We start from the raw sequence: 21,628 nt of genomic DNA, 5'->3' as shown, positions 1-21,628 counted from the left end.
GCTCCTCGGAGGTGTGGGGGTGGGTCACGCCGAGTCGCGCGGTGTTCCGGGGGTGGGGAGCTGGTCGAAGGCGGGCAGGTGACGCTCCCGGGCGGCGCTGAGGTGGGCGCGCATCGCCTCGGTGGCGGCTGCCGCGTCGCCGGCGACGATGGCGGCGGCGATGCGCTGGTGCTCGGTGTTGGTGTCCGGCGCGCCGGCGACCGGGAAGTACAGCCGGTGCAGGTGCAGGTGTGAGTGCAGCCGCGTGATGGTGTCGCGCAGCAGTGGGCTGCCGGAGACCTCCGCGATCAGGTCGTGGAACTTCGCGTCCAGCGCGGTGAAGGCGGCGTGTCGGCGGTAGCCGTCGCCGGCCTCCACGTCGATGCTCGCCGCCGCCTCGGCGCTGATCCGTTGGCGGGCTTCGGCGGAGGCGTGCGTGGCGGCCCGCCCGGCGGTGGCACCCTCCAGCAGTTGGCGGACGTCGAACAGGTCGTCGAACTCGGCACGGCTCAGCAGCGGCGTGGTGGTGTAGCCGGAGAGCGGGCGTTTACGGACCAGGCCGTCGGCCTCCAGCCGGGCGAGGGCCTCGCGGACCGGGGTGGGGGAGACGTCCAACTCCCGGGCGAGCGCGTCGATGTTGACCCGCTCGCCGGGGGGAAGGATGTGGTCCATGACCAGCGTCTTTATCGACTCGTAGACGTCCTCGGTGAGGGTGAGTCGACGGGCGGGACGGAGTCGACCCTCGCGAGGTTCCTGCTGGGCCATCTCGTCTCCTCAGCAACCCCTTGACTGTGCCGGTGTGAGCGAGTACACACTAGCAAAGCAACATCCTATAGGAAATAGGTTTCCCCGCCACCGTCTCGCCACCGCCACCCCCGAGGAGACGAACATGTCGCGCAGAATGCTGTCCCGAATCGGCTCCGGCCTGACCGTCGTGGCCCTCGCCACGACCACTGTGGCCTGCACGAAGAAGAGCGACACCACCGACGCCGAAGCCGGTGGCCGGGAACCGGCGCAGGTCAAGGTCGCGCTCGTGCCCGGGGGCTCGCACCCGTACTTCCAGCCCTGGAAGGACGCCGGGGCCAAGGCCAAGACGGAACTGGCGCTCGGCGACGTCACCTTCAACGAGACCGCGGGCTGGGACCAGACCAAGCAGAACGACGTGCTCAAGTCCCTGGCAGCGCAGGGCTACAACGCCTTCGGCGTCTTCGGCGTCTCGCCGGACAACATCAACTCCACCTTCGAGGACCTCAAGCGGCAGGGCTTTCCCGTCGGCTCGCTGGCCTCCTGCCCGGCCGGGGCCAACAAGGCCGACTTCTGCCTCTCCACGGACGTGGAGGTCGCCGCCTACAAGGGCGCCAAGGCCGCCATCGACGCGATGGGCGGTCAGGGCAACCTGGTGCACCTGACCGGGAACAAGGTCGACTCCAACACCCAGCGCCGGATCGCGGGCGTGGAGAAGGCGGTCGCCGAAACCGGTGGCAAGGTGACACTGCTCCAGAGCGTCACCGACATCGACAAGGATCTGCAGAGCGCGCAGAGGGCCGTGGCCGACCTCCTCGCCGCGAAGGGCCGCCAGATCCAGGCGATCGTGAACACCGCCTACAACCCGGCGGTCGCCTCGGCCGAGGGCGTCCGCCAGTCGAAGCTGCCCATCAAGGTCATCGCCATCGACGACGACCCGACGGTCCTCGACGGGCTGCGCGGCGGCTCGGTGGCCGCCACCGTCCTGCAGAACCCGGTCGGTCAGGCCCAGGTCGGCTCGTACGCCCTGATGAAGCTCAGCGGCGGCTGCACCATGGCCGAACCCGGAGTGACAATCGACTCGGGCTCGTTCGTGGTGACCACTGACAACCTGGACGGCTACGAGGCCGACCGCACCTCCACCACCGAGGCGCTGCGGAAGAAGTTCGACGGCGACCTGCTCAAGTGCAGCTGATGTCGACCATCACCAGGGCCGAGGCATACCTCGTCGACATTCCCGTCGAGACCGTCCGCACCGACGCGGTACAGGCGTTCCTCAAGCAGGAGACGCTCTTCGTCGAGGTGCGCACGGCCGACGGCGGGCACGGCACGGGGTACGCGTACACGATCGGGACCGGCGGCACGGCGGTGCTCGCACTGCTGCGCGACTACCTGCTGCCGCACCTGGTCGGCCGAGATGCCGCCCGGGTGGAGGCGGTCTGGCGGGACCTGCACGCCGCCACCCGCGCCACAGCGGTCGGGGCCATCACCTCGTTGGCGCTCGCCGCGATCGACACCGCGCTGTGGGACCTGCGCGCCCGCGCCGCCGGCCTGCCGCTGTGGGTGCTCGCCGGCGGCGCGAAGGACCGCATCCCGTTGTACGACACCGAGGGTGGCTGGCTGCACCTCACCGAGGACGAGCTGGTCGCCGGCGCGAAGGCGTCCCAGGCGGCCGGCTGGCCCGGGGTCAAGTTGAAGGTCGGCAAGCCCAACCCTGCCGAGGACGCCGCTCGCATCGGCGCGGTCCGGGCGGCCCTCGGCGACGACTTCGACGTGATGGTCGACGCCAACCAGTCGCTGACCGCCGCCGAGGCGATCCGCCGGGCCCGGCTGCTCGAACCGCACCAGCTCGCCTGGTTCGAGGAGCCGTTGCCCGCCGACGACGTCGCCGGGCACGAGCTGCTGGCCCGCGCGACGAGCATCCCGGTGGCGGTGGGGGAGTCGATGTACTCGATCGGCCAGTTCGCCGAGTACCTACGCCGGCAGGCGGCCGGCGTCGTCCAGGTCGACGTCGCGCGCATCGGTGGCATCACCCCCTGGCTCAAGGTGGCGCACCTGGCCGAGGCGTGCAACGTGGTGGTCTGCCCGCACTTCCTGATGGAACTGCACGTGAGCCTCTGCGCCGCCGTGCCGAACAGCCGCTACGTCGAGCACATCCCGCAACTGCGCGCGATCACCCGGACCGAGATCGCGATCGTCGACGGCCACGCGCTCGCCCCCGGCGAGCCGGGCCTCGGCATCGACTGGGACCGCGACGCGATCGAGGACAGGAGGGTGGCGTGAAGACGGAAACAGCGCCGGAGGCGCCGGCGGTGCCTCCGGCCGCGGAGCCCAGGCCGCCGGCCAGGGCCCTGCCGGTCTGGGCGAACCCCCGGCTCGGCCTGCTCATCGTCATCGCCGTGCTGGTCGTCCTCTTCTCGTCGCTCACCCCCGCGTTCCTCGACCCCCGCCTCACCCTGGCACCGCTACAGGCCGACATCAGCGTGTACGTCGTGGTCGGTCTCGCCCAGCTAGCCGTGCTCTCGCTCGGGCACATGAACATGGCAGTGGGCCGGATGGCCGCGCTGTCCACCTTCGCGATGGGCCTGGCCTACGACCGGCTCGGCGTCCCACTGCTGGTCGGACTGCTCGTGGGTCTCGCCGTCGGGGCGGGCATCGGCGCGCTCGCCGGCCTGCTCATCGCCAAGACCGGCGTGAACTCCTTCGTGGTCACCCTCGCGCTCGACTTCGGGCTGCTGGGCCTGGTCACGATCCTCTACACCTGGGCGACCGGCGGGGTGTCGTTCGCGGTGCAGCCGAGTGGGCTCTCCGCCCTGCGCTTCGACACCTTCGCCGACTACTGCATGGGCGAGGTCTGCGGGCCCCGGATCCCGCTGGTAGTGCCGATCGCGGTCGCCGCGGCGCTCGGTGTCGGGTTGCTGTTCCGGCACGCCCGGCTGGGCCGGGAGATCCTGATGACCGGCTCCAACACGGTCGCCGCCGAGCTGTCCGGCATCCCCACGCACCGCCGGGTCGTCGCCGCGCACGCGTTGAGCGGCCTGCTCGCCGCACTGGCCGGGTTCCTGCTCGCCGCCAACAACGGGGCCTTCTCCGCCAACATCGGTGAGTCGTTTCTGCTGCCGTCGTTCCTGGCCCCGGTGCTCGGTGGGACGCTGCTCGCCGGTGGTGCGGTCAGCGTCCTCGGCACCGCCCTCGGCGCGACCCTCACCCAGGTCATCTACAAGGGCCTCAACCTGCTCCAGTTCTCCCTGGAGGAGCTCAAGCTCTACATCGGACTCGTGCTGCTCGCGGCGCTGTCGCTGGACCGGCTACGGGCCGTGCTCGCCGAGCGAAGGGCGGTGTCCTCATCATGAGGAGCGTGATCCGGACCAACGAGTTCACCCTCGCGGTGATCGCGGCGCTCGGGTTCGCGGCACTCGCTGTCGCCACCGACTTCAACCTGCTCACCGCCGGCACCCTGGACGCCTTCCTGCGCTTCCTCGCCCTGCCGATCGTCATCGGCCTGGCCCAGATGGTGGTGCTCGCCGTCGGTCAGATGAACCTCTCGGTGGGCGTGCTCACCGGGTTCTGCGCTGTCGCCTCGGGCTGGCTGATGGTCGACGCCGGGCTGCCCGCCCCGGTCGCGGTGCTCGCCGCGTTGGCCCTCGGCGCCGTCGTCGGGCTGGTCAACGGCCTGTTGGTGATCTTCACCCGGATCAACGGGTTCATCGTCACCCTCGCCACCATGACGATCCTCGAAGGGCTGCGGTACGGGGTGAACGGCACCGGCACCTACCAGGGCTACTCGCCCGGCCTGCGCGGGTTCGGGCAGGCGTCAGTGGCCGGCGTACCAGTGGTCTTCCTGCTGGCGGTCGTGATCGCCGTCGCGGTCGCCCTCTTCTTCCGGCGCACAGTGCCCGGACGGCACCTGCTCGCCTCCGGCGGCAACCCGTTCGCCGCCCGGTTGTCGGGCATCTCCAACGACCGGGCGCTGGTGCTGGCCCACACCCTGTCGGGGCTGCTGGCCGGCTTCGCCGCGGTGATCGTGGTGGCCGCCTTCGGCTCGGTGAACGCCTCGATCGGCGACGACCTGCTGCTGCCCAGCTTCGCCGCGCCGATCATCGGCGGGGTGGCACTGGCCGGCGGCATGATCAGCGTGACCGGCACGGTGCTCGCCGCCTTCCTGGTGCGGCTGGTCGACGTGAGTCAGTCGCAGTTCGACATCAACCGACGGTGGGTGGACCTCATCATCGGCGCTGTCGTCCTCGGCGCGGTGCTGCTCGGTCAGTTCCGCGACAAGCTCTCCGGAGGTCCACGATGAGCGTCGTGCTGTCCGCCGAGAAACTGGTCAAGACCTTCCCCGGGGTACGCGCCCTGGACGAGGCGACGCTGACAGTGACCGCCGGCAGCGTGCACGCGCTGCTCGGCGAGAACGGCGCCGGCAAGAGCACCCTGATCAAGATCCTGACCGGGGTGTACCGGCCGGACGGTGGGCAGTTGCGGCTGCCCGGGCCCGACGGCGAGCTGCGCGCGGTGCAGCTGGGCAACCCGCAGGACGCCCAGCGGGCCGGCATCGGTGTCGTGCACCAGGAGCGGAATCTGATCCCGGCGTTCAGCGTCGCCGAGAACATCTGCCTGCAACACCTGCCCCGCCGCGCCGGCCTGCTCGACCGCGCGGCGCTGCGTACCGAGGCCCGCCGTTGCCTCGACCTGCTCGACCTCGACCTGGATCCCGACCTGCCGGTGTCGCGGCTGTCGGTGGCCCAGCTGCAACTGGTGGAGATCGCCAAGGCGTTGTCGGCGGACTCGACAGTGCTGCTGCTCGACGAACCGACCGCGTCGCTGACCAACGACGAGGCCGACCGGCTCTACGGCATCGTGCGTCGGCTGTCCGAGCGGGGCCACGCCACCGTGCTGGTCAGCCACAAGCTGGAGGAGGTCTTCGCGGTCGCCGACACGGTGACCGTGCTGCGCGACGGGCGCAGCGTCGCCGAGGCGGAACCCCTCGCCGACCACAGCCGCGAGGAGATCGTCGACCTGATGGTCGGCCGGGCGTACCAGCAGGTGCACCTCGCCGCCCGGACCGTCGCGGCGGACGTCGAACCGGCGCTGGCCCTCGATGCCGTCGCCACCACCGCCGGCCACCACGACGTCAGCCTCGCCGTCCGCCCCGGTGAGATCGTCGGCCTGTACGGGTTGGTCGGCGCGGGCCGCAGCGAGCTGGCCAAGGCGCTGCTCGGCCTCGACCAGATCACCGCCGGGGAGGTGCGGGTACACGGCCGTCCGGCCCGGATCCGGGACGTGGGCGACGCCCTGCACCGGTACCGGATCGGCTACGTCACCGAGAACCGCAAGGAGGAGGGCCTCTTCCTCGACCAGACCGTGGCCCGCAACACGGCGGTGACGGTGTGGCGCAAGCTGGCCCGGCTGGGACTGGTCCGCGACCGCTCCGAGCGGCTGCTGGTCGACGAGTACGCCGATCGGCTGGGCATCCGACTCGCCTCGCCCGACCAGCACGCCGGTCAGCTCTCCGGCGGTAACCAGCAGAAGGTCAGCCTGGCCAAGTGGCTGGCGGCCGACTGCGACGTGCTCATCATCGACGAGCCCACCGTCGGCATCGACGTACGCACCAAGGCCGCCTTCCACGAGTTGATCGCCGGCTTGGCCGCGCGCGGAATGGCCATCCTGCTGATCTCGTCGGACCTGCCGGAGATGGTCACCCTCGCCGACCGGATCGCGGTGATGCGGGAGTTCGCCATTGTTGGTGAACTGGACAACGACCACGACTACGACCGGATGAGTCAGTCGGTGATCCGGTTCATCCATGACGGGCAGGGGGTCGTCGCGTGAAGGCCACCGAACCAGTGGCACTGGGGCGTACCGACGTGGCGGTGACCCGGCTCGGGCTGGGGCTCGCCCCGATCGGTGGAATGTTCGACGCCGTCGGTGACGAGGTTGCCCACGCCACCGTCGAGGCGGCCTGGGATCTCGGGCTCCGATATTTCGACACCGCCCCGCTCTACGGCTGCGGCCTCTCCGAGCGGCGCGCCGGGGCGGTCCTCGCCGGCAAGCCGCGCGACGCGTTCACAGTCTCCACCAAGGTGGGTCGGCTGCTCGTCCCCGACGGTGGTGACCGGCAGGAGTTCTGGGCCGAGCCGACCGACCTCACGCCGCAGTTCGACTTCTCCGCCGCCGGGGTACGCCGATCCCACACGGAGAGCCTGGCCCGGTTGGGGCTGGACCGGATCGACATCGCGCACATCCACGACCCGGACGACCACCTCGCCGAGGCGGTCGCCGGGGCGTACCCGGCGTTGGCGCAGTTGCGGGAGGCCGGCGAGATCGGCGCGGTCAGCGCCGGGATGAACCAGGCCCCGGCGCTGGTCGAGCTGGCCCACGCCGGCGACTTCGACTGCTTCATGCTCGCCGGTCGGTACACGCTGCTCGACCAGTCCGGCCTCGACGAGCTGCTGCCGCTGGCTCATGCGAAGGGGATCGCGATCATCGCCGCCGGGGTCTACAACTCGGGCCTGCTGGCCGACCCGACACCGGGCGCCCCCTACGACTACGCCCCGGCCGCGCAGGGGCTGCTCGACCGGGCCACCGCGATCCGGTCGGTGTGCGAGCGGCACGGCGTACCGCTGCGGGCCGCGGCGATCCAGTTTCCGCTCGGGCACCCGGCGGTCGCCAGCGTGGTGGTCGGCGCCCGGGACCCGGAGCAGATCGCCGACAACGTGGCGATGTTCGAGTGGGACGTGCCCGGCGCCCTCTGGGCCGATCTCAAGGCCGAGGGTCTGCTGCCGAGCGAGGTGCCGACGCCGTGATCATCGACGCGCACCACCACCTGTGGACCGCCGACTACCAGTGGCTCGCCGCACCGGGCCTGGAGGCGATCCGGCGCGACTACGCCATCGCCGACCTCGTACCCCAACTGGACGAGGCCGGGGTGACGGCCACCGTGCTGGTCGAGGCGGGCCGCTGCGACGCCGAGGAGACCGCCGAGTTCCTGGCCCACGCCGCCACCACGCCCCGGATCGCCGGCGTGGTCGGCTGGGCGTCGCTCACCGACCCGGCGATCGCCGCCACCCTCGCCGGCTACCGTGAGCTGCCCGGCGCGACGAAGCTGGTCGGGCTCCGCGACCAGGTGCAGGGCGTCGCCGACCCCGGGCACCTGACCCGCTCCGACGTCCGCGCCGCCCTCGCGGCGATCGGGCCCGCCGGCCTCACCTTTGACCTGGTTGTCCACGTCGGACAGCTGACCAGCTGCGCCGAGGCGGCGCGGGCCACGCCGGGCACCACCTTCGTCCTCGACCACCTGGGCAAGCCGAGGATCGCCGCCGCCGGCCTCGTCGAGTGGCGCACGGCGGTACGCGACCTGGCCGGCTGCGACAACGTCGTCGCGAAGCTCTCCGGCCCGCACCGGCTGATGGCCGGCTCGGACTGGCCCGTCTGCGACCTGGTCGCCTCGTACGCCGAGGCGTGGACGGCGATCGACGCCAGCCTGGGGGAGCTGTCGGCCACCGAGCGGGCAGACGTCCTGGCCGGCACCGCAATTCGTACCTATGCACTGGAGGTTGGTTCGTGAGACTCATGCGTGTCGGGCCCGTGGGGCGGGAACGTCCCGTTCTGTACGTCGATGGGCGGCACTTCGACCTCTCGTCGCTCACCGCCGACATCGACGGCGAGTTCCTCGCCGGCGACGGCGTCCGGCGGGTCCGCGAGGCCACCGACCTGCCCGAGATCGACGTCACCGGTCAGCGGGTCGGCGCACCGATCGCCCGGCCCGGCGTGGTGCTCTGCGTGGGGCAGAACTACGCGGCGCACGCCGCCGAGTCGGGCGCCGCGCCACCGACCGACCCGATCATCTTCTACAAGGCGCCCAACACCGTCGTCGGCCCGTACGACGAGGTCCTGATCCCGCGCGGATCGACGAAGACCGACTGGGAGGTGGAGCTGGCGGTGGTGATCGGCCGGACGGCCCGCTACCTCGCCTCACCGGCCGACGCCCTCGGGCACATCGCCGGGTACGTGCTGTCCAACGACGTCTCCGAGCGGGACTTCCAACTCGCGGTCTCCGGCGGCCAGTGGTCGAAGGGCAAGTCCTGCGCGACGTTCCAACCGCTCGGCCCGTGGCTGGTCACCGCCGACGAGATCGGCGACCCGCAGGCGCTGCGGCTGCGCTCCTGGGTCAACGGCGAGCCCCGCCAGGACTCCAGCACCAAAGACATGATCTTCGACGTGGCGTACCTGATCTGGCACCTGTCCCAGTACACAGTCCTGGACCCGGGCGACGTCATCAACACCGGCACCCCGCAGGGGGTGGCGCTCTCCGGTCGGTTCCCGTATCTGTCGGTTGGCGACGTGATGGAGGTCGAGATCGACGGCCTCGGCCGGCAGCGCAGCACGCTCCGGGACGCCTGATGGCGGTGATCACCTCGGTCGACACGTACGACGTCCGGTTCCCGACGTCGCGGGACCTCGACGGCTCCGACGCGATGAACCCCGACCCCGACTACTCGGCCGCGTACCTGGTGCTGAGCACCGACGACGGCCCGGACGGGCACGGATTCACCTTCACCATCGGGCGGGGCAACGACGTCTGCCGGGCGGCCATCGAGGCGCTGGTGCCGTACGTGGTCGGCCTTGACCCGGACACCGTGGACCTCGGCGCGTTCGCCCGCTCGCTCACCCAGGACTCGCAGCTGCGCTGGCTCGGCCCGGAGAAGGGCGTGATGCACCTGGCCGCCGCAGCGGTGATCAACGCGATGTGGGACCTGGTCGCCAAGAGGGCGGGCAAGCCGGTCTGGCGCTACCTGGCCGACCTCAGCCCCGAGCAGATCGTCGACCTGGTCGACTGGCGCTACCTCACCGACGCCCTCACCCCCGACGAGGCGCTGGAGATCCTGCGCGCCGCCGAGCCGGGCCGGGCCGACCGGATCGCCCGGCTGACCGAGCGGGGCTACCCCGCGTACACCACGTCACCCGGCTGGCTCGGCTACTCCGACGACAAGGTGGTCCGGCTGGCCCGGCAGGCCGTGGCCGACGGGTTCACCCAGATCAAGCTGAAGGTGGGCGCGGACGCCGCCGACGACGTGCGCCGCCTGAAGATCGCCCGCGAGGCGGTCGGCCCGCAGATCCGGATCGCGCTCGACGCCAACCAGCGCTGGGACGTCGCCGAGGCGGTCGAGCGGATGCGGGAGCTGGCACCGTACGACCCGTGGTGGATCGAGGAGCCGACCAGCCCCGACGACGTGCTCGCCCACGCGGCGATCCGTTCCGCCCTGACCACCAGCGCACCCGACGGCGGGCCGATCCGGGTCGCCACCGGCGAGCACGTCGCGAACCGGGTCGTGTTCAAGCAACTGCTCCAGGCCGAAGCCGTCGACGTCGTGCAGATCGACGCGTGCCGGGTGGGCGGCGTGAACGAGAACGTCGCCATCCTGCTGCTGGCCGTGAAGTACGGGGTGCCGGTGTGCCCGCACGCCGGGGGAGTGGGCCTGTGCGAGCTGGTGCAGCACCTGTCGATGTTCGACTTCGTGGCGGTGTCCGGTTCGATGCGCGACCGGGTCGTCGAGTACGTCGACCACCTGCACGAACACTTCCTCGATCCGGTGGTGATCAAGGACGGGCACTACGTGGCACCCAGCGCCCCCGGGTTCTCCGCCGCGATGCGTCCGGAGAGCCTCGCCACGTACGCGTACCCCGACGGGCCGGCATGGGTCTGACGAACCTCGACACGCACTACCGCACGGCCTCATCGACGGCGGTGCGTCATCTCAGCGGACCACTCGGAAGGGGAGAGCAGTATGCGGTGTGACGGTCTCGTGGCGGTGGTGACCGGAGGTGGATCGGGGATCGGCCTCGCCTGCGTGCGGGCGTTCGCCGCCGCCGGCGCCCGGGTGGGTGTCCTGGACCTGGAACTGGCCGGGTTGCCGGAGGATCCCGGCGTACTCGGCGTCCGCGCGGACGTGGCCGACCGGTCATCCCTCAGCGCGGCCGTCGCCTCGGTCGCGGAGGCGTTCGGCGGCATCGACATCCTGGTGAACAACGCTGGCATCTCGGCCGTGGGCACCGTCGAGGAGGACGACGACGAGCAGTGGAGCCGGGTACTCGACGTCAACGTCTCCGGCGTGGCCCGAACCAGCGCCGTCGCCCTGCCGTACCTGCGCCGGTCGTCGTCCGCGGCGATCGTCAACATCTCCTCGATCGCGGCGACCGTCGGCCTGCCCCGACGCGCCCTGTACTCGGCCTCGAAGGGTGCCGTGCACGCCCTCACCCTCGCCATGGCCGCCGACCTGGTGACGGAGGGCGTCCGGGTCAACTGTGTCGCCCCCGGCACCGTCGACACGCCCTGGGTGGCCCGCCTGCTCGCCGGTGCGGCCGACCCGACGGCCGAGAAGCGGCAGCTGGCGTCCCGGCAGCCGACCGGTCGCCTGGTGACCGCCGACGAGGTGGCCGCCGCCGTCGTCTACCTCGCCTCGCCCGCGACCGGGTCGGTGACCGGTTCGTCGCTGCCGGTGGACGGTGGCATGTCCGGCCTGCGCCTGCCCGCCCCGGTCCCGCCCGCGGCCGGTACTGCCGAACCGGGCGCGTGACATGATTGCGGGATGGGGAAACAGCAGGACGTCGGCGAGGCCGACCGTCACAGCGAGTCCGGCACCACCGCCCACCGTCCGATCGGTGGCAGCGCTGACGCTCGGCTCGCCCTCGCTCAGGACCCCACAACGCCACAAATGACCCTTATCGACCTGGCGTCCGATCCGTCAGTCCTGGTCCGCAAGGCGGTCGCCTCACGGGCCGACGCACCCGCCCAGGCCCTGCGACCGCTCACCCGCGACCATGATCGTCAGGTCCGGGAGGCCGTGGCGAGGAACCCCTCCACCTCGATCGCCAACCTCATGCGCCTGGTCAAGGACGCCGACCGGTGGGTCCGCTGGGCGGTCGCCGGCAACCCGGCCTGTGACGAGTCGATCCGCCAGGTCATGTCGCAGACCTCGGACAAGGAGCTTCGCGGTCTCCTCGCGGAGAGTCGTGAGCTGGAGCCGGAGCTGGCCGCCAAGCTGATCGACGACGTGTCACCCGAGGTACGGGAACGACTCGCCACGCACACCCACGACCCCGACGTGATCAACGCCCTGCTGGCCGATCGCACCGCACGCGTACGCAAGGGGGTTGCCCGCAACCCGCGGACCACCGCCGAGCAGCGCAGCGCGCTCGCCGCGGACCCGGTGGTCGACGTCCGTGCCGCGCTGGTGCGGGCCGTCGAGCTGGACGACGCGGACCTGGCCCGCCTGGTCGACGACCGCGCGGTGCAGGTCCGACTGGCGATGGCGACGTCCGAGTTCGTTCCGCCGCACATCCGGCAGGCGCTCGCTCGCGATGCCGACGAGATGGTGGCCAGCGCGGCACGGGACTACCGCCCCGGCGCCGGCAACGCCTCCGCCGTGCGGGCACCCCGCATCGCGCACCGGCCCTCCGCCGGTGCGGGCCGATCGGGTGGCGGCACCGCCCGCTAGAACCACGCCGGCGCGTCACCGCTCCGAGCGGCGGACGCGCCAGCGAGCGTTATGACTCACGGGTATAAATATTTCGCTGAGTCATAACGCCGATCAGGGCGTCCGCTTCCACGACGACGACCGGGTGGGGTTCCCGAGGTCAGCTGCCGTCGGTGGCCGTCGGATCAGTACGGCCGCCGGATACCTCGCTCCGACAGCGTCACTTCGTAGAAGCTGAGCAAGCCCTCCACCTCTCGGACGGCGCGGTCCAGCTCGTCGAGCGCTTCGCGCTGGTCGGGGTCCTGGCGCAGTAGGCGGGCCGCGTCCGCCAGCTGCGTCAACAGGGCGGCGAACGTGTCGCCCTGCACGTGGATACCGGGAAATGCCCTGCCCGACAACTGCACGACGGCGCAGTTCGTGCCACGGGACAGCACCTGCGCCTGCTCCTCGCTCATCTGAGCATGATCCCAGCACACTCACCACGTTGATCAGGCCGAGTGATGAGTTGTCGCGTCCGCGCCCGTCATACCTACGACAGGACATGACGAGGCGGAAGGATGACGTGATGAGTGCGGACACGCGGCTGGAGGAGCTGGGCGTGAGCGGTCTGGGCGAGGTCGACGAGCCGGCGTTCTCGGGGCTGGCGCAGCGGCACCGGCGGGAACTGCACGTGCACTGCTACCGGATGCTCGGGTCGTTCGAGGACGCCGAAGACGCCGTGCAGGAGACGCTCCTGCGCGCCTGGCGGCGGCGGGAGACGTTCGAGGGGCGGTCGACGTTCCGGGCCTGGCTGTACCGGATCGCCACCAACGCCTGCCTGGACCTGCTCGCCAAGCGCCGCCCGGAGCCGGCGACCGGCGGCGAGGTGCTGTGGTTGCAGCCCTACCCGGACCGGCTGCTCGACGAGCTGCCCGCTGGCGACGCGGACGAGCCGGAGACCGTCGCCGTCGCACGGGAGACGATCGAGCTGGCGTACCTGGTCGCGGTCCAGCATCTCGCGCCGCGTCCGCGGGCCGTGCTGATCCTGCGGGACGTGCTCGGGTGGCCGGCGAAGGACGTCGCGGAGCTGCTCGGGGACTCGGTCAACTCGGTCAACAGCGCCCTGCAGCGGGCTCGCGCCGGCATGCGGGAGCACCTGCCCGCCGAGCGGCAGGACTGGACCGGCGGCGAGGAGGACGCCGGCACGCGCGAGCTGGTGCGCCGCTTCACCGACGCCAGTGTGGCCACGAACATCGACGTGCTCGCTGGCATGCTGCGGGACGACGTCCGCTGCTCGATGCCGCCCACGCCGGGCCTGTACGTCGGCCGCGACGCTGTGGTGAACAACTGGGTCGAGGATGGCTTCGATGGCATGACGGGCCTGCGCGGGGTCCCCACCTCGGTGAACCGCCAGCCCGCCGTCGCCTTCTACCACTGGCGCAAGCAGGAGGGCGCGTACCTGCCGCTGACGATCGATGTCCTGCGCATCACCGGCGGCAGAATCACCGAGGTATTCACCTTCCACGACGACCAGTTCCCGCGGCTCGGGCTGCCGGAGCGCCTGCCGGCGGACGGCACGGAGTAGTCCGGTGTGGACGCTCACGCTGCGCGGTGGCGCGCGTGCCGCGGTGGTCACTGCGGAGTGGTACGACGCGTTCGGTGTCGTCACCAGTGGGCGGGTGCAACTGGAGTTGCGCGACGGAGAGCCCGGGCCGGTCCTCGGACGCGATGCCGGGTTCTGGCTGCGCGGCACCGGCGTCCGCGCGCTGCGCAACCCCGGCCGTCGCACGGCGAAGGTGCGTGTCTTCACGCCCGGTGCCGTCACACGCCAGTCAACACATTCGGTACGACAGCCTCCAGATGAGGGAGACGACATGAACAGCATGAAGGACACCGAGATCGTCGCCGGCCCGGCATCGGGCCGACCCAGCCACACCCACCGATTCCGTGGGCTCGCCGGCACCGGCCTGATTGCCACGCTCGTGGCGACGGTGAGCACCACCCTCGCCGCCGCGTTGGCCCGGGCCGCTGGCGTCGACTTCGAGATCCCCGATGGTGGCGAGACGATTCCGTTGTCCGGGTTCGCCGTGGTGACCGGCTTCTTCTCGGTCGTGGGCGTCGTCATCGCCGTGGCTCTGCTCCGGTGGAGCGCTCGACCCGCCGACCGGTTCACCTGGACGGCAGTGGCGCTGACCGCGCTCTCGCTGGTCCCGGCCCTCATCTCCGGGGCGAACGCGGCCACCGTCACCGCTCTCCTCGGGCTGCACCTCGTCGCCGCGGCGGTGATGATCCCTGTTCTGGCACGGAGCCTTCGTTCCCGGACCGACTGACGGATGACCCCAGGAGGGCCGGCCCGACGGGCCGGCCCTCCTGGGGACTACGGGACCTACTCGGCTTTGCTTCGGTCGGGTAGAGCGGTCTGCTCCCACAGCGACTTCATCTCGTCGAAGGCCTGCTCCATCAGCTGCACCATGGCCCGCCGGGCACGCTCCCCGTCGCGCCGCTGGATCGCCTGGGCGACGTCGGCGTGCATCTGGAGGGCCTGCTCGTGCGGGTGGTGTGGCATGAGGTGGTGCTTGTGCCGGCCGGTGAGCACCTCCGCGACCAGTTCCTGGAGCCGGACGAACATCTCGTTGCCGGAGGCGACCAGGACGCGCCGATGAAACTCGATGTCGAGGTGCAGGAAGCGCTCCTCGTCACCGGCCTCGCCGGCCGCCCACATCTTCGCCGCCAGCCCTACGAGGTCGCTCGCCTCGTCACGGCCAATCCGGCTGGCGGCCAGGTAGGCCGCGTGCGGCTCGACGGCGGTGCGCAACTCGGTGATCGAGCGGAGCTGGGCCATCCGGCCGGCCGAGGCGAGACGCCAGCGGATCACCTGCGGGTCGAAGACGTTCCACGCGCTCGCCGGTCGGATCATCACACCTACCCGTCGGCGCGCCTCGATGAATCCGATCGAGGCCAGCACTCGCAGCACCTCGCGGACGACCGAACGGGACACGGCGTACCGGTCGACCAGCTCGTCGATGTTGAGAACCGATCCGGGTGCCAACTCGCCGCCACAGATGGCGGTGCCGAGGTGTTCGAGGACGCGCGCGTGCAGCCCGGACTCGGCGGGGAGGGTCGGAGCGGCTGCAACCTCTGGTGAGGACGGTTCCACTCAAAGATCATATCATTTGCATCAACCTCTTGAGGTAATCAGCTTTTTCGGCCTAGCATCCCGATGTTAAGCGGATGTAACACCGAGGTAGCGGCTCTCTTGAGGGCGGCGACCACGACAGAAGGAGAGACAAGCGTGCGACGTCGATCGATAATCGGCACTTCTCTGGCTGTGGTCACCGCCATGAGCCTGGCCGCGTGCGGCGGCGATGACGGCGGCGAGGGCTCGAAGACCGTTCGCGTGACACTTGTCAACCACGTGTGGACCGAGAACATCAAGAAGGCCCTGCCGGAGTTCGAGAAGCAGTCCGGCCTCACTGTGGAAGTCACCCAGCTCGGCGAGGACCAGCTCTCCGACCAGTACAACGTCAAGCTGAACGCCGGGTCCACCGACCTCGACGTGATGATGTACCGGCCCCTGCAGGAGGGGAAGCAGTTCGGCAAGAACAAGTACCTCGCCGACCTGAGCGAGAAGGTCAAGTCCGACAGCGCCTTCGAGTTCGGCGACTTCCAAGCTGGGCCGGTGCAGGCGACGACCTATGAGGACAAGGTCGTCGGCCTGCCGATCATCACCGAGCAGGAGGTCCTCTACTACCGCAAGGACCTGCTGACGAAGTCCGGCTTCACCGCGCCGCCCAAGACCCTCGACGAGCTCAAGGCACAGGCCGCGAAGATCGAGGCCGACAACCCGGGCGTCGCCGGCTTTGTCGCGCGTACCGGCAAGGCCGCTGCGGTCACGCAGTTCTCCAGCTTCCTCTTCAGCTTCGGCGGCGACTTCGTGGACGCCAGCGGGAAGGCCACTGTCAACACCGAGCAGGCCAAGCAGGCGTACGCCTACTACGGCGGGCTGCTCAGGGACCACGGCCCGGAGAACATCAGCACCGACATGAGCTGGTCCGAGGCGATGGCGATCTTCACGCAGGGCAAGGCCGCCTTCTACACCGAGGCCAACTCGCTCTACAAGAACGCCACCGACCCGACCAAGTCCAAGGTCGTCGACTCCGTCGGCTTCGCCGCCTTCCCGTCCGGCCCGGCCGGATCGAAGCCGTACAACATCCCCTCCTGGGCGCTCGGCATGAACGACAGCTCGGAGAACAAGGACAACGCCTGGAAGTTCATCCAGTGGGCGGCCGGCAAGGAGCAGGCGCTGGCGCAGCAGACGGCCGGCGTACCCGGTGCCCGTACCTCGGTCTGGGCGAACCCGGCGAGCACCGCGACCCTGCCGAAGGACCTTGCCGAGGCCAACACGGTCAGCACCGCCAACGGCGTCGGGCACGACCGTCCGCTGGTGGTCAAGGTGGCTGAGGCGCGGGAGATCGTCGGCCAGCCGATCGTCGACGCGATCACCGGCAAGGACGCCGCCAGCTCGGCGGACGCGGCGAACGCGGCGTTCCAGAAGTTCCTCGACGACGAGGCGAAGTAACCCACGCGCCGGGCGGCGGGGCCGACCGGCTCCGCCGCCTCGCCGGGACCTGACCCCTCCAACCCGGAGATCTCAATGTCAGCCGTTCTCACCCCCCGTACCGATTCGCCCGAGGCCCCCGCGGCGTCAGTGGATACGACGTCGGCCTGGTCGCGTTGGGCCAACGAACACCGCAAGTGGCTCTTCGCGGCACCCGCCATGGCGTTCGTCGCCGTGCTGATCATCTTTCCGGTGGCGTGGACCGGGTACCTGAGCCTGACCGACGCCGAGGGTTCGGTACGCGCCGAGTCCGAGTTCATCGGCTTCCAGAACTACCTCGACGTGCTCACCGACACCGACCGGTTCTGGCCGGCGGTCTGGCGCACTGTCCTCTTCACCGGCGTCGTGTTGTTCTTCGAGGTCATTCTCGGCATGGCGATCGCCCTGCTGCTGTGGCGGCCCTTTCGCGGTGAGAAGTGGGTCCGCGTCGCGATCCTTCTGCCGCTGGTGGCCACCCCGGTGGCGGTCGGCATGATGTGGCGCCTGATCTTCGACCCCAACATCGGGATGGCGAACCAACTGCTCGGCTGGATCGGCATCGGCCCCCAGCCCTGGCTGGCCGGGCAGCACTCGGCCCTGCCGACGACGATGTTCATCGACATCTGGCAGTGGACCCCGATGGTCGTGCTGATCCTGCTCGCCGGGCTCACCTCGCTGTCCGAGGAGCCCCAGGAGGCGGCCCGGATCGACGGCGCCAGCAGTTGGCAGCGGTTCCGGCACGTGACCCTCCCGCTGCTGATGCCCACGGTGATCGTCGCCATCCTGCTGCGTGGCATCGACGCGCTGAAGACGTTCGACATCCTCTACGCCACCAAGGGGCGCGGCGGCGGGTCGTTCCACGAGGTAGAGACCCTCAACGTGTACGCGTACGGCCTCAGCTTCGACTACAACGACTACGGCGTCTCCTCGACCGTCCTCATCATCTTCTTCCTGATCATCATCGGGGTGATGTGGGCCCTCACCTATCGCAAGAAGGGGCTGGGCCGATGAAGCCGAGCAAGCCGTACCGGGTGTTCCGCAACTCGGCTCTCGTCGTCGTGGTGTTCGCGCTGATGGCACCGCTGCTCTGGATGATCGCCGCATCGTTCAAGACCAACGTGGACATCTACGACACCGCCAAGGCGTTCGTCTTCTCGCCCAGCCTGAAGAACTACGAGACCGTCCTCCAGCAGGCCAACTATCTCGAGTTCATCGGCAACAGCCTCTGGGTGGCGTTCGCGGCCACCACGCTCTCGCTCCTGCTGGGGGTGCCCGCCGCCTACTCGATGAGCCGCTTCAACATGAAGAAGTCCGCGCTCGTCGTGCTCATGGCCCGGGTGATCCCGGGCGTCTCGCTGCTGGTGCCCTGGTACTACGTCTTCTCGAACCTGAAGCTGGTCGGCGGGTTCAGCGTGCTGATCCTGAGCCACATGTTCGTGTCGCTCCCGCTGATCGTCTACATCATGATGGGCTACTTCGACGGCCTGCCGACCGAGTTGGAAGAGGCCGCGCTGGTCGACGGGCTGACCCACATCGGCGCGTTCCGGCGGATCACCCTGCCGCTGTCGGTGCCCGGCGTCGCGACCGCCGGCATCCTCTCGTTCATCTTCTCCTGGAACAACTTCATGTTCGCCCTGGTGCTCTCCGGCGCCGACACCAAGACGCTGCCCGTGGCGATCTTCGACTTCGTCGGCTACGCCAGCATCGACTGGGGCGGCCTGATGGCCGCCGCGACAGTGGTCACCCTGCCGATCATGCTGATCGCCCTGTTCGTGCAGAAGTACGTCGTCTCCGGCCTCACCGCCGGTGCCACGAAGGGCTGACCGGGACATGACGACGATCGCGAAGGTGGAGACGTTCCTGGTCGCGCCCCGCTGGCTGTTCGTCCGGATCGAGACGGAGTCCGGCATCGTCGGCTGGGGCGAGGCGACCTGCGAGGGCCGGTCCGAGACCGTGCGCACGGCCGTCCACCAACTCAGCGAGCTGCTCATGGGACGGGACGCCCTGCGCATCGAGGACCACTGGCAGGTGCTGACCAAGGGGTCCTTCTACCGGGGTGGCCCGATCCTGGCCAGCGCGGTGTCCGGTCTGGACCAGGCGCTCTGGGACATCGCCGGTAAGCACTACGGCGCCCCCGTGCACCAGCTCCTCGGTGGGCCGGTCCGGGACCGGATCCGGGTCTACGGCTGGATCGGTGGTGACGAGCCCGCCGAGATCCGCGACCAGATCAGCGCCCGGATCGAGGCGGGCCTGACCGCGGTGAAGATGAACGCGTCCGGGCGGATGGGCCCGCTCGCCTCGGTCGCCGACCTCGACGCGGTGGTGCAGCGGGTGGCCGTCGCCCGCGAGGTCCTCGGCGACGACCGCGACGTCGCTGTCGACTTCCACGGTCGGTTCACCCTCGCCAACGTCCGGCGGGTCGCCCCGCTGCTGGAGCCGTACCGGCCGTTCTTCCTGGAAGAACCGGTGGTGCCGGAGAACTCCCACCTGATCGGTGAGGTCGTCCGCTGCACCACCACCCCCGTCTCGACGGGGGAGCGGCTCTACAGCCGGCAGGAGTTCCTGCCCGTGTTGCAGGCCGGCATCGCCGTGGCCCAGCCGGACCTCGCGCACGCCGGCGGCATCACCGAGGTTCGCAAGATCGCCACGTTGGCCGAGCTGTACGACGTGCAGCTCGCCCCGCACTGCCCGCTCGGGCCGATCGCCCTCGCCGCCTGCCTCCAGGTCGGCTTCGCCACGCCCAACTTCCTGATCCAGGAACAGAGCATCGGCATCCACTACAACCAGGGCGCCGAGGTGCTCGACTACTGCCTCGACCAGACCCCGCTGACCTTCGTCGACGGGTACGTGCAGCGGTTGACAGCGCCCGGTCTTGGCATCGAAATCGACGAACACGCCGTGCGGACCGCTGACAAGCGCGGGCACGCCTGGCGCAGCCCGACCTGGCGGCACCCCGACGGCTCCTACGCGGAGTGGTGAGACCCCGACCGGCAAGAACGAAAGGCACCCCGTGAAGATCGTCGCAGCAGACATCATCGTGACCAGCCCCGACCGGAACTTCGTCACCCTCAAGATCACCACTGATGAGGGCATCACCGGTCTGGGCGACGCCACGCTCAACGGCCGCGAGCTGTCCGTCGCCTCGTACCTGCGCGACCACGTCGCCCCGCTGCTGATGGGACGGGACCCGCACCGGATCGAGGACACCTGGCAGTTCCTGTACCGGTCGGCGTACTGGCGGCGGGGCCCGGTCACCATGGCGGCCATCGCCGCGGTCGACGTCGCGCTCTGGGACATCAAGGCCAAGGCCGCCGGCATGCCGCTCTACCAACTGCTGGGCGGCGCGTCGCGCACCGGCATCATGGCGTACGGGCACGCGTCGGGGCGGGACATCCCCGAGCTGTTCGACTCGATCCGTCGCCACCTCGACGAGGGCTTCCGGTCGATCCGGGTGCAGACCTCGGTGCCGGGGATCAACGCGGTCTACGGCGTGGCCGCGCAACCCAGTTCCACCGGCCAGCGCTACGACTACGAGCCCGCGCAGCGCACCCCGCTGCCCGCCGAGGAGGACTGGGACACCCGCGCGTACCTGCGCCACCTGCCGTCGGTCTTCGAGGCGGTGCGCGGCGAGTTCGGCCCGGAGTTGCCGCTGCTGCACGACGGTCACCACCGGATGACCCCGATCCAGGCCGCCAAGCTCGGCAGGGCCCTCGAACCGTACGACCTGTTCTGGTTGGAGGACTGCACCCCGGCCGAGAACCAGGAGGCGCTGCGGCTGGTTCGCCAGCACACCACCACCCCCCTGGCCATCGGTGAGGTCTTCAACACGGTCTGGGACTACCAGACCCTGATCCGGGAGCAGCTGATCGACTACGTGCGGTCCGCTGTCACCCACACCGGCGGCATCACCGCCATGCGCAAGCTGCTCGACTTCGCCGCCCAGTACCAGATCAAGTCCGGCATCCACGGCCCCACCGACATCTCCCCGGTGGGCATGGCCGCGGCGCTGCACCTGGACCTGGCCATCCACAACTTCGGGATCCAGGAGTACATGAAGCACACCCCGTTGGCCAACGAGGTGTTTCGGCAGTCGTTCACCTTCACCGACGGCTACCTGCACCCGGGCGACCAACCGGGGCTCGGGGTGGAGCTCGACGAGGAGGCGGCGGCCCGGTTCCCGTACGAGCCGGCGTACCTGCCGTTCAACCGACTCAAGGACGGCACGGTTCATGACTGGTGAGCGGCGCGGCGCCCGGCCCACCCGGCATGTCGTGGTGATGGGTGTCTCCGGGGCCGGCAAGACCACTGTGGCGCGCGGGATCGGCGCGGCGACGGGGCTGACGTTCGCCGAGGCGGACGAGTTCCACTCCCCGCAGAACGTGGCGCGGATGCGCTCGGGCGTACCGCTGGACGACACCACCCGGTGGCCCTGGCTGCGGGACATCGCCGGGTGGATCGCCGATCGCGGTGCGGAGGGCCGCTCGACGGTGCTGGCCTGCTCGGCCTTGAAGCGGTCGTACCGGGACGTGCTCCGTCAGGGCCCCCTCCGGGTGGACTTCGTGCACCTGGACGGGCCGGCGGAGGTCATCCGAGCCCGACTGGCCCGGCGCGAGGGGCACTACATGCCGGCCAGTCTGCTGGAGTCGCAGCTCGCCACGCTGGAACCGGCCGAGCCGGACGAGTCGGTGCTCGTACTCGATGTCTCGCTGCCCCCGGAGGCCCTGGTCGCGGCGGCCGTCAAGGGTCTCGGTCTGCCGGCTTCGGTGCCGGTGGGGGAGCACCGGGACCGCGCGTCCAACCCCGCTTCGGGCATGTTAGGTTAGCCTGCCCTAATCATAAGTGGAGTCCGTCGCCG

22 protein-coding genes are annotated in these 21,628 nt (G+C 70.2%); 19 read left to right on the top strand and 3 right to left on the bottom strand.

The window, feature by feature from the left end; all coding sequences use genetic code 11:
* Window positions 1–24: 24 nt before the first annotated feature.
* Window positions 25–744, bottom strand: a complete 720-nt coding sequence (locus tag GA0070561_RS12050) for a GntR family transcriptional regulator (protein WP_091399680.1) — start codon at window positions 742–744, stop codon at window positions 25–27.
* Window positions 745–868: 124 nt separating this feature from the next.
* On the opposite strand from GA0070561_RS12050, the gene GA0070561_RS12045 reads away from it, so the two are divergent.
* The 11 genes from GA0070561_RS12045 (at window position 869) to GA0070561_RS11995 (ending at window position 12,218) form a co-directional block, all read left to right on the top strand.
* On the top strand, window positions 869–1,918 hold the full coding sequence (locus GA0070561_RS12045) for a sugar ABC transporter substrate-binding protein (protein WP_181541253.1): 1,050 nt from the start codon (window positions 869–871) through the stop codon (window positions 1,916–1,918).
* Window positions 1,918–3,006, top strand: coding sequence for a mandelate racemase/muconate lactonizing enzyme family protein (locus tag GA0070561_RS12040; protein WP_091400214.1), 1,089 nt, complete (start codon window positions 1,918–1,920; stop codon window positions 3,004–3,006). Before GA0070561_RS12045 ends, GA0070561_RS12040 begins: the two co-directional genes overlap by 1 nt.
* Window positions 3,003–4,076: an ABC transporter permease gene (locus tag GA0070561_RS12035; protein ID WP_196923753.1), complete on the top strand. Its 1,074-nt coding sequence runs from the start codon at window positions 3,003–3,005 to the stop codon at window positions 4,074–4,076. The genes GA0070561_RS12040 and GA0070561_RS12035 overlap by 4 nt, the downstream gene beginning before the upstream one ends.
* A 5-nt stretch (window positions 4,077–4,081) precedes the next feature.
* Window positions 4,082–5,023: an ABC transporter permease gene (locus GA0070561_RS12030; protein WP_167362377.1), complete on the top strand. Its 942-nt coding sequence runs from the start codon at window positions 4,082–4,084 to the stop codon at window positions 5,021–5,023.
* Window positions 5,020–6,552: a sugar ABC transporter ATP-binding protein gene (locus GA0070561_RS12025; RefSeq protein ID WP_091399675.1), complete on the top strand. Its 1,533-nt coding sequence runs from the start codon at window positions 5,020–5,022 to the stop codon at window positions 6,550–6,552. The genes GA0070561_RS12030 and GA0070561_RS12025 overlap by 4 nt, the downstream gene beginning before the upstream one ends.
* The gene (locus tag GA0070561_RS12020) at window positions 6,549–7,526 is read left to right on the top strand and encodes an aldo/keto reductase (protein ID WP_091399673.1); all 978 of its coding nucleotides are present in this window, start codon (window positions 6,549–6,551) and stop codon (window positions 7,524–7,526) included. The genes GA0070561_RS12025 and GA0070561_RS12020 overlap by 4 nt, the downstream gene beginning before the upstream one ends.
* Window positions 7,523–8,287, top strand: a complete 765-nt coding sequence (locus GA0070561_RS12015; RefSeq protein WP_091399671.1) for an amidohydrolase family protein — start codon at window positions 7,523–7,525, stop codon at window positions 8,285–8,287. The genes GA0070561_RS12020 and GA0070561_RS12015 overlap by 4 nt, the downstream gene beginning before the upstream one ends.
* Window positions 8,284–9,123, top strand: coding sequence for a fumarylacetoacetate hydrolase family protein (locus tag GA0070561_RS12010; RefSeq protein ID WP_091399670.1), 840 nt, complete (start codon window positions 8,284–8,286; stop codon window positions 9,121–9,123). The genes GA0070561_RS12015 and GA0070561_RS12010 overlap by 4 nt, the downstream gene beginning before the upstream one ends.
* Window positions 9,123–10,427 (top strand): L-fuconate dehydratase, encoded by a 1,305-nt coding sequence (locus GA0070561_RS12005; RefSeq protein ID WP_091399668.1) that lies wholly within the window; start codon window positions 9,123–9,125, stop codon window positions 10,425–10,427. Before GA0070561_RS12010 ends, GA0070561_RS12005 begins: the two co-directional genes overlap by 1 nt.
* Before the next feature lie 81 nt (window positions 10,428–10,508).
* Window positions 10,509–11,297 carry an SDR family NAD(P)-dependent oxidoreductase gene (locus tag GA0070561_RS12000; RefSeq protein WP_091399666.1) on the top strand — a complete coding sequence of 263 codons (789 nt, stop codon included), beginning with the start codon at window positions 10,509–10,511 and terminating at the stop codon, window positions 11,295–11,297.
* 12 nt (window positions 11,298–11,309) lie between these two features.
* Window positions 11,310–12,218, top strand: coding sequence for a hypothetical protein (locus tag GA0070561_RS11995; RefSeq protein ID WP_091399664.1), 909 nt, complete (start codon window positions 11,310–11,312; stop codon window positions 12,216–12,218).
* Window positions 12,219–12,382: 164 nt separating this feature from the next.
* On the opposite strand, the gene GA0070561_RS11990 is transcribed toward GA0070561_RS11995, so the two are convergent.
* A complete protein-coding gene (locus GA0070561_RS11990) occupies window positions 12,383–12,652 on the bottom strand; it encodes a DUF6959 family protein (RefSeq protein WP_091399663.1) in 270 nt (89 codons plus the stop codon).
* A gap of 110 nt (window positions 12,653–12,762) precedes the next feature.
* Between GA0070561_RS11990 and GA0070561_RS11985 the strand changes: the two genes are divergently transcribed.
* Both GA0070561_RS11985 and GA0070561_RS34200 read left to right on the top strand, forming a co-directional pair.
* Complete coding sequence (locus GA0070561_RS11985) at window positions 12,763–13,761, top strand: RNA polymerase subunit sigma-70 (RefSeq protein WP_091399661.1); 999 nt, start codon at window positions 12,763–12,765, stop codon at window positions 13,759–13,761.
* Between the two features lie 4 nt (window positions 13,762–13,765).
* Entirely contained in the window at window positions 13,766–14,506 is a 741-nt protein-coding gene (locus GA0070561_RS34200) for a DUF6069 family protein (protein WP_091399659.1), read from the top strand.
* A 56-nt stretch (window positions 14,507–14,562) separates the two neighbouring features.
* Here the strand turns inward: GA0070561_RS34200 and GA0070561_RS11975 are convergent, their stop codons facing one another.
* Window positions 14,563–15,333, bottom strand: a complete 771-nt coding sequence (locus tag GA0070561_RS11975; RefSeq protein ID WP_091399658.1) for a FadR/GntR family transcriptional regulator — start codon at window positions 15,331–15,333, stop codon at window positions 14,563–14,565.
* A 135-nt stretch (window positions 15,334–15,468) separates the two neighbouring features.
* Here GA0070561_RS11975 and GA0070561_RS11970 point away from each other — a divergent pair, with 135 nt between their 5' ends.
* The 6 genes from GA0070561_RS11970 (at window position 15,469) to GA0070561_RS11945 (ending at window position 21,596) form a co-directional block, all read left to right on the top strand.
* Entirely contained in the window at window positions 15,469–16,755 is a 1,287-nt protein-coding gene (locus GA0070561_RS11970; RefSeq protein WP_244166162.1) for an ABC transporter substrate-binding protein, read from the top strand.
* A gap of 75 nt (window positions 16,756–16,830) precedes the next feature.
* Complete coding sequence (locus GA0070561_RS11965) at window positions 16,831–17,784, top strand: carbohydrate ABC transporter permease (protein ID WP_208603744.1); 954 nt, start codon at window positions 16,831–16,833, stop codon at window positions 17,782–17,784.
* On the top strand, window positions 17,781–18,596 hold the full coding sequence (locus tag GA0070561_RS11960; RefSeq protein WP_091399654.1) for a carbohydrate ABC transporter permease: 816 nt from the start codon (window positions 17,781–17,783) through the stop codon (window positions 18,594–18,596). The genes GA0070561_RS11965 and GA0070561_RS11960 overlap by 4 nt, the downstream gene beginning before the upstream one ends.
* Before the next feature lie 7 nt (window positions 18,597–18,603).
* Window positions 18,604–19,752 (top strand): galactonate dehydratase, encoded by a 1,149-nt coding sequence (dgoD, locus tag GA0070561_RS11955; protein WP_091399653.1) that lies wholly within the window; start codon window positions 18,604–18,606, stop codon window positions 19,750–19,752.
* A 31-nt stretch (window positions 19,753–19,783) separates the two neighbouring features.
* Entirely contained in the window at window positions 19,784–21,013 is a 1,230-nt protein-coding gene (gene manD, locus GA0070561_RS11950) for a D-mannonate dehydratase ManD (RefSeq protein ID WP_091399633.1), read from the top strand.
* Complete coding sequence (locus GA0070561_RS11945) at window positions 21,003–21,596, top strand: gluconokinase (protein WP_091399630.1); 594 nt, start codon at window positions 21,003–21,005, stop codon at window positions 21,594–21,596. Before manD ends, GA0070561_RS11945 begins: the two co-directional genes overlap by 11 nt.
* The last annotated feature ends 32 nt before the right edge of the window (window positions 21,597–21,628 follow it).

The organism is Micromonospora saelicesensis (assembly GCF_900091575.1).
In the GTDB taxonomy this organism is placed as follows: domain Bacteria; phylum Actinomycetota; class Actinomycetes; order Mycobacteriales; family Micromonosporaceae; genus Micromonospora; species Micromonospora saelicesensis.
Note: the sequence above shows the minus strand (reverse complement) of the source record. Positions and strands in the feature narration are given on the sequence as shown.

Excerpts from the sequence above, each read along its gene's own strand:
- GA0070561_RS12000 (WP_091399666.1), top strand. The coding sequence starts at position 10,509 with ATGCGGTGTGACGGTCTCGTGGCGGTGGTGACCGGAGGTGGATCGGGG.
- GA0070561_RS12005 (WP_091399668.1), top strand. The coding sequence starts at position 9,123 with ATGGCGGTGATCACCTCGGTCGACACGTACGACGTCCGGTTCCCGACG.
- GA0070561_RS12025 (WP_091399675.1), top strand. The coding sequence starts at position 5,020 with ATGAGCGTCGTGCTGTCCGCCGAGAAACTGGTCAAGACCTTCCCCGGG.
- GA0070561_RS11960 (WP_091399654.1), top strand. The coding sequence starts at position 17,781 with ATGAAGCCGAGCAAGCCGTACCGGGTGTTCCGCAACTCGGCTCTCGTC.
- GA0070561_RS12040 (WP_091400214.1), top strand. The coding sequence starts at position 1,918 with ATGTCGACCATCACCAGGGCCGAGGCATACCTCGTCGACATTCCCGTC.
- GA0070561_RS12045 (WP_181541253.1), top strand. The coding sequence starts at position 869 with ATGTCGCGCAGAATGCTGTCCCGAATCGGCTCCGGCCTGACCGTCGTG.
- GA0070561_RS11990 (WP_091399663.1), bottom strand. The coding sequence starts at position 12,652 with ATGAGCGAGGAGCAGGCGCAGGTGCTGTCCCGTGGCACGAACTGCGCC.
- GA0070561_RS11965 (WP_208603744.1), top strand. The coding sequence starts at position 16,831 with ATGTCAGCCGTTCTCACCCCCCGTACCGATTCGCCCGAGGCCCCCGCG.
- dgoD (WP_091399653.1), top strand. The coding sequence starts at position 18,604 with ATGACGACGATCGCGAAGGTGGAGACGTTCCTGGTCGCGCCCCGCTGG.
- GA0070561_RS11995 (WP_091399664.1), top strand. The coding sequence starts at position 11,310 with ATGGGGAAACAGCAGGACGTCGGCGAGGCCGACCGTCACAGCGAGTCC.
- GA0070561_RS11985 (WP_091399661.1), top strand. The coding sequence starts at position 12,763 with ATGAGTGCGGACACGCGGCTGGAGGAGCTGGGCGTGAGCGGTCTGGGC.
- GA0070561_RS11945 (WP_091399630.1), top strand. The coding sequence starts at position 21,003 with ATGACTGGTGAGCGGCGCGGCGCCCGGCCCACCCGGCATGTCGTGGTG.
- GA0070561_RS12050 (WP_091399680.1), bottom strand. The coding sequence starts at position 744 with ATGGCCCAGCAGGAACCTCGCGAGGGTCGACTCCGTCCCGCCCGTCGA.